General features: G+C 68.9%; 12 protein-coding genes and 1 pseudogene. 10 read left to right on the top strand and 3 right to left on the bottom strand.

Annotated features, from left to right (window positions below; translation table 11 throughout):
- Window positions 1-62: 62 nt before the first annotated feature.
- Window positions 63-983, bottom strand: coding sequence for a helix-turn-helix transcriptional regulator (locus tag ACFV7R_RS14690; protein ID WP_385263575.1), 921 nt, complete (start codon window positions 981-983; stop codon window positions 63-65).
- Between the two features lie 169 nt (window positions 984-1,152).
- Between ACFV7R_RS14690 and ACFV7R_RS14685 the strand changes: the two genes are divergently transcribed.
- The 3 genes from ACFV7R_RS14685 (at window position 1,153) to ACFV7R_RS14675 (ending at window position 4,406) form a co-directional block, all read left to right on the top strand.
- Window positions 1,153-2,196, top strand: a complete 1,044-nt coding sequence (locus tag ACFV7R_RS14685) for an NAD(P)-dependent alcohol dehydrogenase (protein ID WP_385263573.1) — start codon at window positions 1,153-1,155, stop codon at window positions 2,194-2,196.
- A gap of 151 nt (window positions 2,197-2,347) precedes the next feature.
- Entirely contained in the window at window positions 2,348-2,731 is a 384-nt protein-coding gene (locus tag ACFV7R_RS14680; protein WP_385263572.1) for a VOC family protein, read from the top strand.
- A 58-nt stretch (window positions 2,732-2,789) separates the two neighbouring features.
- Window positions 2,790-4,406 carry a phospholipase D family protein gene (locus ACFV7R_RS14675; RefSeq protein ID WP_385263571.1) on the top strand — a complete coding sequence of 539 codons (1,617 nt, stop codon included), beginning with the start codon at window positions 2,790-2,792 and terminating at the stop codon, window positions 4,404-4,406.
- Between the two features lie 49 nt (window positions 4,407-4,455).
- Here ACFV7R_RS14675 and ACFV7R_RS14670 read toward each other — a convergent pair.
- Window positions 4,456-4,850 (bottom strand): annotated as a pseudogene (locus tag ACFV7R_RS14670) (peptide-methionine (S)-S-oxide reductase); the annotation flags it as partial.
- Window positions 4,851-4,963: 113 nt separating this feature from the next.
- Between ACFV7R_RS14670 and ACFV7R_RS14665 the strand changes: the two are divergent.
- The 7 genes from ACFV7R_RS14665 to ACFV7R_RS14635 all read left to right on the top strand — a co-directional run bounded on the left by ACFV7R_RS14665 (window position 4,964) and on the right by ACFV7R_RS14635 (window position 14,258).
- Window positions 4,964-5,344 (top strand): hypothetical protein, encoded by a 381-nt coding sequence (locus ACFV7R_RS14665; protein WP_385263570.1) that lies wholly within the window; start codon window positions 4,964-4,966, stop codon window positions 5,342-5,344.
- 302 nt (window positions 5,345-5,646) lie between these two features.
- Window positions 5,647-7,752, top strand: coding sequence for a bifunctional polysaccharide deacetylase/glycosyltransferase family 2 protein (locus tag ACFV7R_RS14660; protein ID WP_385263569.1), 2,106 nt, complete (start codon window positions 5,647-5,649; stop codon window positions 7,750-7,752).
- Window positions 7,749-8,930 (top strand): LCP family protein, encoded by a 1,182-nt coding sequence (locus ACFV7R_RS14655; RefSeq protein WP_385263567.1) that lies wholly within the window; start codon window positions 7,749-7,751, stop codon window positions 8,928-8,930. The genes ACFV7R_RS14660 and ACFV7R_RS14655 overlap by 4 nt, the downstream gene beginning before the upstream one ends.
- A gap of 664 nt (window positions 8,931-9,594) precedes the next feature.
- Entirely contained in the window at window positions 9,595-11,256 is a 1,662-nt protein-coding gene (locus tag ACFV7R_RS14650) for a SpoIIE family protein phosphatase (protein WP_385263566.1), read from the top strand.
- Window positions 11,257-11,545: 289 nt separating this feature from the next.
- On the top strand, window positions 11,546-12,526 hold the full coding sequence (locus ACFV7R_RS14645; RefSeq protein ID WP_385263564.1) for a hypothetical protein: 981 nt from the start codon (window positions 11,546-11,548) through the stop codon (window positions 12,524-12,526).
- Window positions 12,527-13,092: 566 nt separating this feature from the next.
- Window positions 13,093-13,284: a putative ATP-grasp-modified RiPP gene (tgmA, locus tag ACFV7R_RS14640; RefSeq protein ID WP_385263562.1), complete on the top strand. Its 192-nt coding sequence runs from the start codon at window positions 13,093-13,095 to the stop codon at window positions 13,282-13,284.
- A gap of 14 nt (window positions 13,285-13,298) precedes the next feature.
- Window positions 13,299-14,258 (top strand): MvdC/MvdD family ATP grasp protein, encoded by a 960-nt coding sequence (locus ACFV7R_RS14635; protein WP_385263560.1) that lies wholly within the window; start codon window positions 13,299-13,301, stop codon window positions 14,256-14,258.
- A 158-nt stretch (window positions 14,259-14,416) separates the two neighbouring features.
- On the opposite strand, the gene ACFV7R_RS14630 is transcribed toward ACFV7R_RS14635, so the two are convergent.
- Complete coding sequence (locus ACFV7R_RS14630) at window positions 14,417-15,523, bottom strand: serine hydrolase domain-containing protein (protein ID WP_385263559.1); 1,107 nt, start codon at window positions 15,521-15,523, stop codon at window positions 14,417-14,419.
- Window positions 15,524-15,774: the final 251 nt, after the last annotated feature.

Raw genomic sequence — 15,774 nt, 5'->3', positions numbered from 1 at the left:
ACAGCTTCCGGCGGGCTTTCCGCGTTTCCGTTGAGAACGAGGCGGCTGTTCAGGCCCGCTGTCTAACCCGCCGACGGCGCAGAAGCCGCCCCGCTCGCCCGGGTCGCATCCGCACCCCAGCTCGCCAGCAGGCGCAGCGCCTCCGCCGATGGCGAGCCCGGCTCCGCGTGGTAGGTGACCAGCGACTGCTCGACGTCGTCGATCATGCGGAACGTCTCGAAGGACAGCGTCAGGTCACCGACCAGCGGATGCCTCAGGCGCTTGACGCCGTGGCTCTTCTCCTTGACGTCATGCCTGGCCCACAGCCGCCGGAACTCCTCGCTCTTGAGGGAGAGTTCGCCGACCAGGGCGGACAGTCGCGGGTCGTCCGGATGGCAGCCGGCGTCCATGCGCAGAAAGCTGACCATGTCGGACTGCTTCTGGTCCCACTCCACGAACAGCTCGCGGTAGGCGGGGTTCAGGAACACCAGCCGCGCCCAGTTCCGCTCCTGCGGCGGCAGCTTCGCCCAGTCACCGAAGAGCGCCGCGGCCATCCGGTTCCAGGCCAGGAGGTCCGAGCGGCGCCCCACGATGTACGCCGGGACACCGTCGATCGAGTCCAGCAGCTGCCGCAGCGCGACCCGCACCTGCTGGGCCCGCGCGGCCGGCTTCTTCTTGTGCTGCTTCGGCTTCGCCAGGTGCGTGAGGTGCGCATGCTCGGCGCCGGTCAGGCGCAGGGCGCGGGCGATGGAGTCGAGCACCTCCGCCGAGACGTTCTGCCCGTTGCCCTGCTCCAGGCGTGTGTAGTACGCCACGGACACTCCGGCGAGCTGCGCCAGCTCCTCGCGGCGCAGGCCGGGCACCCGGCGGTGCCGCCCGAAGTCGGGCAGCCCCACGTCCTCCGGCTTCAGCCGGGCACGCCGGGTGCGCAGGAACTCGCTGAGCTCGGCGCGCCGGTCCAGGCCCCTGCGGGGCTCGTGTGCGGGGTCGCGCTGTTCGTCCATGCGTCCAGTATTCCCCGTCGTACGCACAGGAGCCTGACCCCGCCAGTGGTAGGAACAGCAAACGTACGCAAAGCCGTGGCCTGGGTGAATGCGGAAAACGGCGGCACGCTGGATCCCGTGCCCGGTCGGAAGGCAGCCGGGCACGGACCCCCCTTAGGAGAACCCCGGCATGACCACTGTTGCTGCGTACGCCGCACCCGCCGCCAAGGCTCCGCTGGAGCGCACCACCATCGAGCGTCGGCCGGTCGGCGAGTTCGACGTCCTGATCGACATCAAGTTCGCCGGCATCTGTCACTCCGACATCCACCAGGCCCAGGAGGGCTGGGGCGAGGCGATCTTCCCGATGGTCCCCGGCCACGAGATCGCGGGCGTCGTCTCCGAGGTCGGCTCCGGCGTGACCAAGTACAAGGTCGGCGACCGCGTGGGCGTCGGCTGCATGGTCGACTCCTGCCGCGAGTGCGACAACTGCAAGGCCGGCCTGGAGCAGTACTGCACCGGCGGCGGCATGATCGGCACGTACAACGCCCTCGACAAGAACGGCGAGCCGACCTACGGCGGCTACTCGCAGAAGATCGTCGTCGACGAGAACTACGTCGTACGCATCCCGGACGGCCTGTCCCTCGACGTCGCCGCGCCGCTGCTGTGCGCCGGCATCACCACGTACTCCCCGCTGAAGCACTGGAACGCCGGCCCCGGCAAGAGGGTCGCGATCGTCGGCATGGGTGGCCTGGGCCACATGGCCGTCAAGATCGCGCACGCGCTCGGCGCGGAGGTGACGGTGCTGTCCCAGTCCCTGCGCAAGAAGGACGACGGCCTGAAGCTGGGCGCCGACCACTACTACGCCACCAGCGACCCGAAGACCTTCGAGGAGCTCGCGGGCTCGTTCGACATCATCCTGTCGACGGTGTCGGCTCCGCTGGGCCTCGACACGTACCTGTCCCTGCTGAAGACGGACGGCGCCTTCGTGAACGTGGGCGCGCCCGAGGATCCCGTCTCGCTCAACCTGTTCTCGGTGATCATGGGCCGCAAGAGCCTCGCCGGCTCCGGTATCGGCGGCATCCAGGAAACCCAGGAGATGCTCGACTTCTGCGCCGAGCACGGCTTCGGCGCCGAGATCGAACTGATCCGCGCCGACCAGATCAACGAGGCGTACGAGCGGGTGCAGGCGAGCGACGTCCGGTACCGGTTCGTGATCGACACCGCGACGATCTGATCGTTCACCTCGCCGGTCGGCGGCCCGGCAGCCACAGCAGACACGGGCCGCCGACCAGCGAGGGAAACCACACACTGTGTGCCCCCGAGCGGACAGGCCCTAGCGTGGGAAGTGACCGCCTTTGAGCCCAGGACGCAGGAGGAGGCGCACCGTGACGATCCAGCTGAACCACACCATCGTCGCCGCTCGCGACAAGGAGGCGTCGGCCCGCTTCCTCGCCGACATGCTCGGCCTCGAGGTGAGCCCGCTCTTCGGCCCCTTCGCCCCCGTCGAGATACCGAACGGCGTGACCCTCGACTACATGGACACCCCCGGCGACATAGTCCCCCAGCACTACGCCTTCCTGGTCTCGGAGTCCGACTTCGACACGATCTTCGCCCGCATCCAGCGCGCAGGCCTGACCTACTGGGCGGACCCGGCCCACTCCCGCCCCGGCGAGATCAACCACAACGACGGCGGCCGAGGCGCCTACTTCGACGACCCGAACGGCCACAACCTGGAGATCATCACGCGGCCGTACGGGAGCGGGGGCTGAGCCGCCGTCGGTCCGTGGCGGAGCCGCCGGCCACCTGGCGGAGCTGGAGGACCTGGCTGTGGAACTCACCGACTGGCTGCTGACCTCGAGCGAACGCGGCAACAGCGCGACACGTCTGGACACCCGCCGACCGGATCGAACGGCCTGGTCGCGCGGAAACCTGGTGCGGCCCCTGATCCACGGCGCGACGTACTTCCGGGAACTCCTCGGAGCGATCCGCGCGCAGCGCGCCGGAGACCTGCTCCTGTTCACCGACTGGCGGGGAGACCCCGACGAGCGCCTCGCCGGCCCCGGCAGCGAAATCGGCACCGTCCTGTCCGAGGCGGCCGAGCGGGGTGTGATCGTCAAAGGGCTGGTCTGGCGCTCCCACCTGGACCGGTTCCAGTTCAGCGAGGCCGAGAACCGCCACCTCGGCGAGGCGGTCGAAGCGGGGGGCGGCGAGTACCTGCTCGACATGCGGGTGCGTCCCGGCGGCTCGCACCACCAGAAGTTCGTCGTGCTCCGGTATTCCGACCGCCCGGAGCTCGACATCGCGTTCGTCGGCGGCATCGACCTGTGCCACAGCCGCCATGACGATGCGACGCACCGCGGCGACCCGCAGTCACAGTCCATCGCCGCCGCGTACGGACAGCGCCCACCGTGGCACGACATCCAGCTCGCGATACGCGGACCGGCCGTCGGCGACATCGAGGCCGTCTTCCGGGAACGCTGGGAGGACCCGGCGCCGCTCACCCGCAGCCCGCTCGTCCGCCTGCGAGAGCTCGCACACCGCGAGGACACCCGCGCGGACCCCCTGCCACCCCAGGCGCCCGACCCCCGGCCCTGCGGTACCCACACCGTCCAGGTCCTGCGCACCTACCCCAACCGACTGCTGCGCGGCTACGAGTTCGCCCCCGACGGCGAGCGCAGCATCGCGCGCGGCTACCGCAAAGCGCTGCGGCGGGCCCGGGCCCTGATCTACCTGGAGGACCAGTACCTGTGGTCTCCGCACGTGGTGCAGTTCTTCGCCGAGGCACTGACCGCAAACTCCGGCCTGCGCCTGATCGCGGTCATCCCGTCCCTCCCCGAGCAGGACGGCCCGCTCACCCTGCCGATGAACCTGATCGGCCGGATCGCGGCCCTGGACAGGCTGCGCCGCGCCGGCGGTGGGCGCGTCGCGGTGTACGGGCTGGAGAACCACGCCGGGACACCGGTGTACGTGCACGCCAAGGCGTGCGTGATCGACGACGTGTGGGCCTCGGTCGGATCCGACAACATCAACCTCCGCTCCTGGACCCACGACTCCGAACTCAGCTGCGCCGTCCTGGACGAGAGCGCAGACCCACGTGAGCCGCGCGACCCCGGCGGCCTCGGGGACGGCGCGCGCAGCTACGCCAGGAACCTGCGCCTGGAACTCTCCCACGAGCACCTGGACACGCAAGCCCCCCGGACTCCCCAGGCATCCGACCCGCTCTGCGATCCCACGACCGCCTTCGACGCCTTCGCGGCGAGTGCCGCCGCACTGGACTCCTGGCACGCAGGCGGCCGCCGCGGCCCCAGACCCCCCGGCCGCCTGCGCACCTACCGCCCACCGCCCCTTTCCCGTACGGCCACGACGCTCTGCACCCCCCTGCACCGCCTCCTCGTCGACCCGGACGGCCGCCCCCTCGGACTGCGCCGCCGCAACGCGTACTGACCACCGCTCGCCATCAGCGCCGCGGCGGCCGCCCGGCTGCTGGGGCGGCCTACTTGCCCGCGGCTTCTGGTGCCGGCGCGATGCCGACGGGGCAGGAGAGCCCCGGCCCGCCCAGCCCGCGGTACCCGCTGGGGGTTTTTGCTGCCCGAAAGATACTGCTGGTGGTACCCCTCCGCCGGACAGAAACGTACGGCCCTCCGCGGGCAGCGGCTCCGTCGTGATCGTGCCGTGGCCGGACGCCGTGAGGACCTTCTGGTAGGCCGTGCGGGAGGCCTCGGCCGCCGCGGCCTGCTCCGGGGTGTGCGTGTAGATCGCGGAGCGGTACTGCGTGCCCACGTCGTTGCCCTGGCGGAAACCCTGGGGCGGGTCGTGGGACTCCCAGAAGACCTTCAGGAACTGCTCGTACGTGACCTGGGACGGGTCGCCGACGACGAGAACCGCCTCCGCGCCCCAGGCCGACTCCGGCGCGGTGACGCTGCTGTCGCAGACCTGGTTCGGGCAGTGGGCCAAGGGCGGCGACGCCGAGTACGACGTGGCGACCAGCGCCAAGGTCAAGCATGTCCGGCGCGCGCACCCTGTACTTGTCGACCGGCAACCAGGTCCAGTGGGTCCTGGACTTCTCGCAGTACGCGGGCAAGGACGAGGATGGCCTGTTCCGCGACGGCAACGAGATCTACGGCTACCTGCCGCTGTTCGCCGACGGCAAGACGCACGCGGGCTCGTCCGACTTCGCCTCGGTCGCCACGACGCTGTACCAGGGCGGTACCAAGGTCGGTGCGAACGATGACCCGCTGTTCGGGGACAAGACGTTCAAGGTCCCGTCGGGCGACGCCGCGTACCAGCTGACCACCTCGGCCAGGCGCAGCGCGAAGGTGGCGGCCGCCACCACCCGGATCGATGCGAGCTGGACGTTCCGCTCCGCTTACTACGGGAAGTGATTGCGCATCACGGTCTGTGAGTGGGGCGGGCGGGTGGCGATGCGCCCGCCCGCCCTCTCGCGCTCCCGACGGCGGCCGGCGGTGAGTCGCCCGGACGGCAAATGGTTGCACCCAATGCCGAAGGTGTGCTGTATATCACTTCTCGCATCGGTCCCAGTTGTTTCGCAATGCCCCAAATCGCAGGCCAAGAATTCAATACACTCGCCCCTCATGTGTGAGTGGTACGTGAAGAACGGGTGGCCAGTACGGCCGCCGGAGCAAGGTCTGAACCAACCGGACAACCATGCCGAGCGCGCCGCCTGATGGCGGCACGGCACAAGCAAGCGAGGGATCCGAGGGCGCATTGGCTGCTCCTCACCCTCACCCTGCCCATCCTCTTCGGAGCCCTGCTCTTCCAGGGCTGGACACAGAACGAGGTCGACGGCTCCCGGACCAAACAGGCCTGCACCGAGCCGGTTCCCCAGGCCGCCACTGACGCCGGCCCCGTCCTCGCGGTGCACGGCGATCGGGTGAAGTCGGCCTCGATGCCCGCGGGCACCGTCGCCCTCACCTACGACGGCGGCCCCGACCCGTACTGGACCCCGCGACTGCTGGCCCTGCTCAAGAAGCACCACGCGCACGCCACTTTCTTCCTCAGCGGCGCCAAGGCCGCCCAGTACCCCGACCTCGTCCGGCAGATCAGGGCGCAAGGGCACGAGATCGGCTCCAACACCTACACCGGCGCCGACCTCGGCGCCGCCTCCGCAGCGCGCAGCACCCTTGAGCTCCGCCTCACACAAAGCGCGTTCGCGGGCGCCGACGGCTTCCGGACCTCGCTGCTGCGGATGCCGTTGACCACCACCGTCCCCACCCTGTGCGGTGCCGAGTGGCCCGTCGTGCGCAGCGCCTCGGCCGACGGCTACCTTCTGGTCGCCGCGGACCGGTCCGGGCGCAAGCCCGCCGACGGGGTCGTCCGCCAGTTCAGCCAGACCTCCCTCGCCTACCGCGAGACCGGCAAACTGCTCACCGACCCGAACGCCCGTCGGTTCGCCACGATCTCCGAGGGCGTCGACACCGAGGCGCCCGCCATGACCGAAGTGGCCACGCCCGAACGATGGTTGGGCACCGGGCTCATCTGGTTCCAGAAGCTGGGCCGCAGCTTCGTCGCTGCCCTCACCTGGGTGCTGACCGTCGCCGCTGGGCTCGGCCTGCTGCGCCTGTTCGTCCTGGTCCTGTTCGCCCGCGCGCACGTCAGACGCCTGGAGCGGTACCGTCCTGGCGCGCCCTGGCTGCGCGAGATCCGCGACCCGGTGACCGTGCTCGTCCCCGCGTACAACGAGGAGGCAGGGATCGGCGGCACCCTGCGCTCGCTGCTCGCCTCCACTCACCAGCGGCTGCAGATCATCGTGATCGACGACGGATCGTCGGACCGCACCGTGGAGATCGCGAACGAGTACGCCCACCGCGACCCGCGCGTGCAGGTGGTGTGCCAGTCCAACGCGGGCAAGGCCGCTGCCCTCAACCGCGGCCTGAAATATGCCCGTTGCCCGTATGTCGTGATGGTCGACTCGGACACCGTCTTCGAGGCGGACGCCATTCAGCGCCTCATCCAGCCGCTCGCCCATCCGGCGGTCGGCGCTGTCAGCGGCAACACCAAGGTGGGCAACCGCAAACGCCTCCTCGGGCGTTGGCAGCACCTGGAGTACGTCTTCGGGTTCAACCTGGACCGCCGGATGTTCGAGGTTCTGGAGTGCATGACGACCGTGCCGGGCGCCATCGGCGCGTTCCGGCTCGACGCGCTCATGGGCGTGGGCGGCCTCAGCGAGGACACCCTCGCCGAGGACACAGACCTCACGATGGCGCTGTGGCGGGCCGGCTGGCGGGTCGTGTACGAGGAGACCGCCATCGCCTGGACCGAAGTCCCCACCTCGCTACGGCAGCTGTGGCGCCAGCGCTACCGCTGGTGCTACGGCACCCTGCAGGCGATGTGGAAGCACCGCAGGGCCGTCCTGGAGGTCGGGCCCGCCGGGCGGTTCGGGCGGCGTGGCCTGTCGTACCTCTTCCTCTTCCAGGTGATGCTGCCGCTGCTCGCGCCGGTCATCGACGTCTTCATGCTCTACAGCGCCCTGTTCACCAGCTCGCCGGTGAAGTCGATGGCTGCGTGGATCGGTTTTCTGGCCGTGCAGATGGCCGTGGCGGCGTATGCCCTGCGACTCGACGGAGAGCGCCGCCGCACGCTGTGGGCGCTGCCCTTCCAGCTGCTGGTCTACCGGCAGTTGATGTACCTCGTGGTCATCCAGTCGGTGGTCGCCTTCCTGGGCGGCAGCCGGTTGAAGTGGCAGCGCATGCACCGTTCCGGTACCGCCGCCGCGGCGGCCCAGCACATCGGCAAGGCGGCCGACGGCCGCGGCCTGCCGGTTACGAGGTGACGACCCTGAATTCCAGCCCGCTGACCCCGATACCCCTCGGTCACGAGGACCCGTACGACGCGTACGCGCCGACGCCCTACGAGCCGTACGCGCCGACGTCGTACGACCCGTACGAGCCGGCGCCTGCCGGGCCGCCGGCCGACGGCGGCGGATACAAGCGCAGCGATCGCCGGCCGAGGCAGCCGCGCTCGCGCTTCCGCCGCGTTCTGCGCGCGCTCTGCCTGCTGGTCGTGCTGGGCGTGCTCGGCGGCGCGAGCACCTACGTGTGGGCGGACTCCCGCCTCGACAGCGACGTCGACCTGTCCGCGCTGCCGGACCGGCCCGCCCCCGGCAAGGGCACCAACTACCTGATCGTGGGCTCCGACAGCCGCGAGGGCCTGAGCGAGCAGCAGGCCAAGGACCTGCACACCGGCTCCTCGATCGGCTCCGAGGGCCGTCGCACCGACTCGATGATGGTGCTGCACACCGGCGCCCACGGCACTACGCTGACCAGCCTGCCGCGCGACTCCTGGGTCACCATCCCCGCCTACGTCGACCCGAAGACCGGCGTCCACCACAAGCGGGAGAAGAACAAACTCAACGCGGCGTTCTCCCTCGGCGGCCCCGAACTCCTCGTCCGCACCGTCGAGTCGAACACCGGCCTGCGAATCGACCACTACACCGAGATCGGTTTCGCCGGCTTCGTCGGCATCGTGGACGCGGTCGGTGGCGTGCGCATGTGCGTGGACCGGCACATCGTCGACGAAAAGTCCGGGCTCGACCTCACCAAGGGCTGTCACACCCTGGACGGCCGCGATGCGCTGGCCTTCGTACGCCAGCGCCACCAGGAGAAGGAGGGCGACCTCGGCCGCTCCCGCAACCAGCAGAAGTTCCTGGCCGCCCTGGCCGTAAAGGCGGCGTCCCGGGACGTCCTGTTCAGCCCGTCCGCCATGTTCGGCACGGCCGGTGCGGGCCTGGACACCCTCATCGTGGACAAGTCCACCGGACTGCCCCAGCTGACCCATCTGTTCAAGGCGATGCGCACGGTGTCCGCGGGCAACGGGAAACAGCTCAACGTCCCCGTCGCAACCACCCGCCTGGCCACCTCCAAGGGCAGCGCCGTCGTCTGGGACAAGGAGAAGTCGGCCCGGCTCTTCGCCGAACTGCGCGCGGACCGTCCGGTCACGGTCCACGGCTGAACGGGCGGGCGGTGCTGATGCTTCGGGTGGTCTGTCCCGGCCCATGGCCGGACGGGGGTGCCGTCAGGGAGAACATGGACCGAAAGCGAGCTCCCCAAGGCCGAGAGGTGACGGTTGCTCGCTCTCTGCGAGGTTACTCCGTGAGCTCTGGAGCGGCAGCGATCCCCGTCGGGCACGACGCCCCAGTTCGTCTCGAACGGGGTACTCAGCTTGACCCCCGTCCCGCCGATCCCGCAGTACCCCACCGGATGGGTTGGGGCGCCCATCTCGGCGCCCGAGATCAAGCGGCGGGCGTCTGCCAGGACCCACCTGCGCCGGGCGTTCAGCGACCGGCGTGGGCTGAGCGGAGGAACGCCTTCGCTCGCCCTGCCGGGGGACGTCTAGCGCAAGATCCAGAAAGTCACTACCATGCGCACGATCCGGCCACTGCCGGGTCGGTCCGGCGATCTTCCCTGGAAGGGCGGGAGCACACTCCGCTGTAAGAGCCCCGTTCACATGAGGAGGGAACGGTGTCGCAGTGCCGCAGGTTCTCGAGTCGCCTCACTGGCTGGTTTCCATCGGCCGCCCACTACACTGCGTGGCCCATCCTGTTGGGCACGTTCGGCTCCTCGGAGGGACGTAGTTCACGCCGCGGCAGGGAGATCCAGTGAAAGATGTCAGGGCGGTGCGTACTGCCGTATTCCGAGAGGATGAGTCCGATCCCGGCACCTTCCAGGCCAGCGCGAGCATCGTGCAGGCGGGTTTCTTCTGCTGGGAGATCGCCACCGGCGAGGTGAGCTGCGACCCTCTCACCCTCGCGCTGCACGACATGCCCGAGAACGGTCCGTCGGACATCTCGAGCTTCCTGGCCGCAGTACACGAGTCCGATCTGGCCGATGTGCGCGATGCCTTGGGGCTGATAGCGGAATCCTGCGGCAACTACCAGATCGAGTACCGCGTCACCTCCGACGACGGCCGGCACCGGTCCCTGGAGGCCCGGGGCCGCGTCCTGCCCGGCGCCGACGGGCTGCCGGCCCGCATGGTCGGAGTGGTCATGGACACCACGGCCGTCCATGAACGCCACGAAGCGGAGAGGCGGCGGCTGTACGAGCGCGCCACCCGTGACCGCTGGATGCAGGAGCTGACCGCGGCTCTGGCCGCCGCGGTGACGGTCAACGACATCATGGCTGCCGCGCAGGCAGGATTGTGTACCTTCGGAGCGGACTCGCTGGCGGTGATCGCCCCGGAGGGGGACCGGCTGACCGTCATCGCCTCGTGCGCCGACGACGAGCAGGGTGACGACTCCATGCGAGCCCTCGACGCCACGGCCCGCACGCTCGTGGAGGAGTCACTCGACCGTAGGGCGCCCGTCCTCATCGGCTCCGTGGACGCGCTGATCACCGGTTATCCCCGCCTGGCACCGCTCGCGCAGTCGGCCCGACAGGCGTGGGCGGCACTGCCGCTCACGGACTCGCGCGGCCGCGTCAGTTCCTGCCTCGTCAGTTTTCCCGAGCCGCAGGAATTCCTGGCCGAGGAGCGGGCCCTCCTGGTCGCCGCCATGGGACTGCTCGCCCAGTCACTGGAGCGAGCCGGCATGTACGAGTCGGAACACGCGCTCGCGACCGAGCTCCAGCGCGGCATGCTGCCGCGCGGGCCGCTCACGGTGCCAGGTGTGACCATCGCCGCCCGCTACCAGGCCGCCACCTCCGGCATGTGGATCGGTGGCGACTGGTACGACGCCATCAGCCTGCCCGACGGCGGCGTGGCTCTGGTCATTGGAGATGTGCAGGGACACAGCGTTCACGCCGCGTCTCTCATGGGGCGGCTGCGCACCGCCGTGCACGCCTACGCGAACGAAGGACACCCGCCCGCGGCCGTCCTGGAACGCACCAACCGTCTGCTGGCCGAGCTGAACACCGACCCGGACAGGGCCCTGTTCGCCACGTGCTGCTACATCGCCCTCACCCCCTCCGACGGAACGCTTCAGGTGTGCCGGGCGGGCCATCCAGCCCCAGCGCTGATCACGCCCCGCAAGCCGCCGCGCCTCCTGGAGGTCCCCGGCGGCCTCCCCCTGGGGATCGACCGGGAGCAGCGGTACCCGACCACCCGCCTGCGCATCGCTCCGGGCAGCGTGCTCGCGCTGACCACCGACGGCCTGCTCGAGGCCGTGAACAAGGACATCGACCAGGGCATCGAGAGGTTTCTCCAGGGTCTGCGAGGGGCTCCCACGGCGGACCTGGAGACCGTTGTCGACGACCTCCTTGCCGGTACGCAGAAGGCTCACGGCCTGGGCGACGACGTCGCTCTGCTCCTGGCTCGTCTGAACAGGCCCGGCCGCCGCAGCTGAACCCAGGCCTCACACGGCCTGGTCCTCAACTCGCCTGAGTCGCCGGGCACTTGTACCCAGACCAACGAATGTTCTGTCTGTAGTGCTGCCCGGCGCAAAGGCAAAGAGCGCCAAGGAACGAGACACCTGTCGAAACGTCATCGACGGGCAGGGTATTTTACACCGGCGGCTGGGGATTGCCTGGGCATGCTCCATGCGGGCCTTGGCATGCATGGAGCGGCGATGTCACTGGATGTCGCCAATGGCAGAGAATCACCGAGAAGCGAGCTGACGTATGGGAAATTTCCGTATGCCGGACCTTTACATACCCATACCGGCAGCGCTCAATCCGGAACTCCAGGAGGCCACGGCGGCCGCCGAGGCTTGGTTGGACGAGTTCGGTCTGGTGCCCACCGAGGAAGCGCGTCGGCATGTGCAGCGTACTCGTGTGGACCGGCTCACCGCGTGGCTGTGCCCGAACGCCTCACAGGAGGCGCTGACCCTGATTACCCTGTGGAACGCGTGGCTGTTCCAGTTGGACGACCAGTTCGACGACGACCCGGTGCGCGGTTACCAGCCCGAGCGGTGGCGGGAGGCGTTCGGGCCGCTGTTCGCCGTATTCGACGGAAAGGTTACGGCTGGGCGACTGGCGCGTTCCCTGGCCGATCTGTGGTCCCGTACGAAGGCCGTCCGTTCTCCCATGTGGCAGCGCAGATTTGTCCCGCATCTTTTGTGGTATTTCGACAGCTATCGGGCCGACATGATTCATCGGGAGGAAGGGCGTGTACCCGGCCTGCAGCAATATCTCGCCCACCGCCGCGCCTCATTCGCATTCGATGCCGTCCTGGACCTGATGGAAATCGGTTCCGGTGTGGACCTGCCCGACCAACTGCATGCGAACCCGGCCTTCGCGGACCTGCGAGAGGCAGTGATCTACGCGAATGCCTGCATCAACGATCTCTACTCGCTGCCCAAGGAACTCGCCCACAACTATGCGTTCAACGCCGTCACGGTGATCTGCCACCATCACCAGTGCAGCCTCCAGGAGGCGGTGGAGCGAGTGGCCGTGATGCAGGCCGGATACGTCCAGCGCATCCTCGATCTCGAACAGGTCCTGCCCGAACGGCTGGCGCGTTCAGGCCTCGCCGACGACGTCATCGTCGACACGCTCCGCTGTGTCAGGGACTTCCACGTGCTCACCGCCGGGAACGTCGCCTGGTCGAAGGAGACCGGGCGCTATGCGGAGATAGAGGCCAAACCAACCTATCTGGCGGACTTGTTTGTTCCGTAGGACCCGTCGGCCATCGCCCATGCGCGTCAGGACACCTCCGGGGCAGCGGCATCGGGATCCTCGGGCAGGACTGTGCGTCAACTGGCGCGGTCCAGATCCGCGCGGCGACTTCCGCGTCGTCCAACGCCCCGCCGTCGGGTCGGCTGCACACCTGGAGGTTCTTCAGGCGCACTGTCATAAGCACCCGCAGCAAACCGCGGACGGCCGCGGCCATGGCCCGGAAGCCGCGCAGAGGGGTGACGCGAGCCACTTAGAAGGATCGCTCAGCTTGACGCCGGTTCCGGTGATGGTCTGCTGCCATGGATCCCATCGGCGACGCCGGCCGTTCCGGTGGTTCGCCAACTCTCTGAGGGTGAGGAAGCAGTCACCGCTCGTGTCACCTGTGACAGATCTGATGCGCCATCCGATGTGTGTTTCGTGGGGAAGACGTGGCTGCTGATGTTCTGATGTGGATGAAGCAGCGCGCCTTGTGGCGAACCCTCCCCCGGATGGACAGAAAGCGGTGAGTTCCTTACGCAAAGAGAGCGTAGGGACCGCATGCAAGCAACGTGCATGGAGGTTTCAGAGTGCGACCGTTCACCCTCAACTACGCCCTTCCCAGGAGGCTTCAGCCGGTGGGGACGCCGTACCACTTCGACGCGTCGCGTCAGTTGAACGTGCTCTCCGACGGTCGCCCGGCCGTCAGTGACCCGGACCTGCTGCTGGCGGTCGGCACGACCACGTCCACCGCTGGTTCCCAGACTCACTTCGACGACTGACGACCCGTAACCGAATGACCGTCCTGATCCTCACGTCCGAGGAGGACGTGACCGCCGACATGGTGGTGGCCAAGCTGCACGACATGGGGACACCCGTCATGCGGCTGGATCCTGCCGATGTGCCGGACAAGGTCACGTTGTCCGCTCACTACGCCCACGGCGACTTCGACGGCCATCTGTCGGTGAATGGACAGGTGCTCAGCATGGGGGGCCTGCGCGCCGTATGGATGCGCAGGCCCGGCGCACCAGCCGCGCACGCGGCACACCCCTCACCGTGGCTGACCGCCGAGACCCGTCAAGCGCTGTTCGGAATGCTCTTCTCCGCCACCACGCGATGGATGAATCATCCGCGCAACGCCGACCGGGCCCGCCTGAAGCCATGGCAGTTGAGGATCGCTCACCTCAGCGGCTTCGCCGTACCACCGACCGTCTTCACCACGGATCCGCGCCTGGCGCAGCAGTTCGCCGAAGAGCACAGGGACATGGTGGTGAAGTCCGCCTCGGGACCGCCGCCCGGTGACCCCGCGCTGACCTTGCCGACCACCCTGATCGGAGCCGACGCGGACTTCTCGGCCGTCGCGGCCGGCCCTGCGCTGCTGCAGCGTTACATACCCAAGCGTGCCGACATTCGTCTGACCTGTGTCGGCACCCGGCTGTTCGCCGCGCGGAAGACGGCCGGGCCCGGCCAGGTCGACGGGCGCTACGGCGATACCGAGCACGCTTGGGAGGTGGTCTCGGTACCCGAACGCATCAGCAAGTCGGTGCATGAGTACGTCGCCCTTGCCGGGCTGGCGTACGCCGCTTTCGACTTCGCCGAGGACGAGGAGGGCATCTGGTGGTTCCTGGAGTGCAACCAGGGTGGCCAGTTCGGCTTCGTCGAACTGGCGACCGGGCAGCCGATCGCTGAGGCGGTCGCCCTGTGGCTTTCACAGCCCAGGGCGGCTCACCATCCAAGTCCCCAGACCCACCGGTGAGGCGACCATCGCTTTGAGCAGGCTGGTTCGGCCACTTCTCCGACCCCTCCGACGCGGGAGCGATGCCCATCGGGCACGACGCCCCCAGTTCGTCTCGAACGGGTCACTTGGCTTGCCCCCCGTCCCGGCGAGCCCGTACTGCTATGTGACCCGTTGGATCAAGCCCGCAGACCCTTGAGCCCGTCGTAGGCGGCCATCACAAGCTCCAGTCCCCGGTTGTCGTCCGCGGGTTCGCGCATCTGATTGGTCACGTATGCCACCGTCATACGGCCCTCGGGATCGATCATGACGAGTGAGCCGCCCCAACCGCCCCACCCAAAGGTGTTGCCGAACAGCCCGTAGCCCAGCCCCCAACGGACCGGCATGCCCAGTCTGCGGTCCTCGCCGCTGAACTGCTCCTCCCTTGCACGGTCACAGCCCGCCTGCGACAGCAGTTGCACCCCACGCACTGCTCCTCCGCAGGCCAACACCGACTGCACGAGGGCGACCGAGCGGGCGTTGCCGAAGCCGCTCGCCGCGGGGATCTGCGCGCGGCGCCAGGCCACGCTGTTCCCGTCACGGACCCGTACGGCGGTGCCGGCGGCGGGGGACGCGCTGTTGCCGGGCGCGCTCGCGGCATAGTCCTCGTCCTGGGACGACGGTGGGACGGTGAGCGCCACCCGGCTGTCGTGCTCGGCCGGCAGTCCGATGTGGAAGTCGGCACCCAGCGGTCCGGCCACCTGCTCTGCGAAGAACTCGCCCAGGCTCCGGCCGGTGATCCGGCGTACGACCTCGCCCACGAGAAACCCCTGGGTGAGCGAGTGGTATCCGGCCGTGCTTCCCGGTTCCCATTGCGGAGCCTGCGCGGCCAGACGTGCCGTGGCGGACGGCCAGTCGTAGAGATCCTCGATCGGCCCGTCCCAGTCGGGCAGGCCCGCAATGTGCGCGAGCAGGTGTCGCACCAGCACGTTTTCCTTGCCTGTCGTGGCGAACTCAGGCCAGTACCGGCCGACCGGTGCGGCCAGGTCGAGGTCGCCGCGGTCGGCCAGGACCAGCGCGCACAGTGCTGTCATCGTCTTGGTGACGGACCAGACATTGGTGATCGTGTCCCGCTGCCACGGGATCGTGCGGTCCGCGTCGGCGAACCCACCCCAGACGTCCACCACCGGCTCGCCGTCCACGAAGACCGCAACCGAGGCACCCGCGTCTCCGTCGTCCAGCAATCCGGCCAGCGCATTCGGCACTGCGGTGAACAGATCATCGTATGAGCCCTGAATATCGGCCATGCGCCGTATTAGCGCGCATCGGCACGTCAGGGGCAATCGAATTTCTCAGCCCGGCAGGTGTGTTGGGCACTCCTGTCGATCATCTCGGCCTGCGGAGGGGCCGGCACGAGAGTGCGTGTGGACGCCGATCGGGCGACTGCGCCACACCCATCGGCGGAAGGAGGGGGTCTCCTCCTTCTCGGCCTCGGGAGGAGCCGGAGCGATGCTGGCCTTTCGACGAGCGTGCCCGCCCAGTCACGGCGTCAGGATCG

This window comes from Streptomyces sp. NPDC059866, assembly GCF_042731325.1.
Classification (GTDB): Bacteria; Actinomycetota; Actinomycetes; order Streptomycetales; family Streptomycetaceae; genus Streptomyces; species Streptomyces flavusporus.
This window is presented reverse-complemented; position numbering and strand designations above follow the sequence as displayed.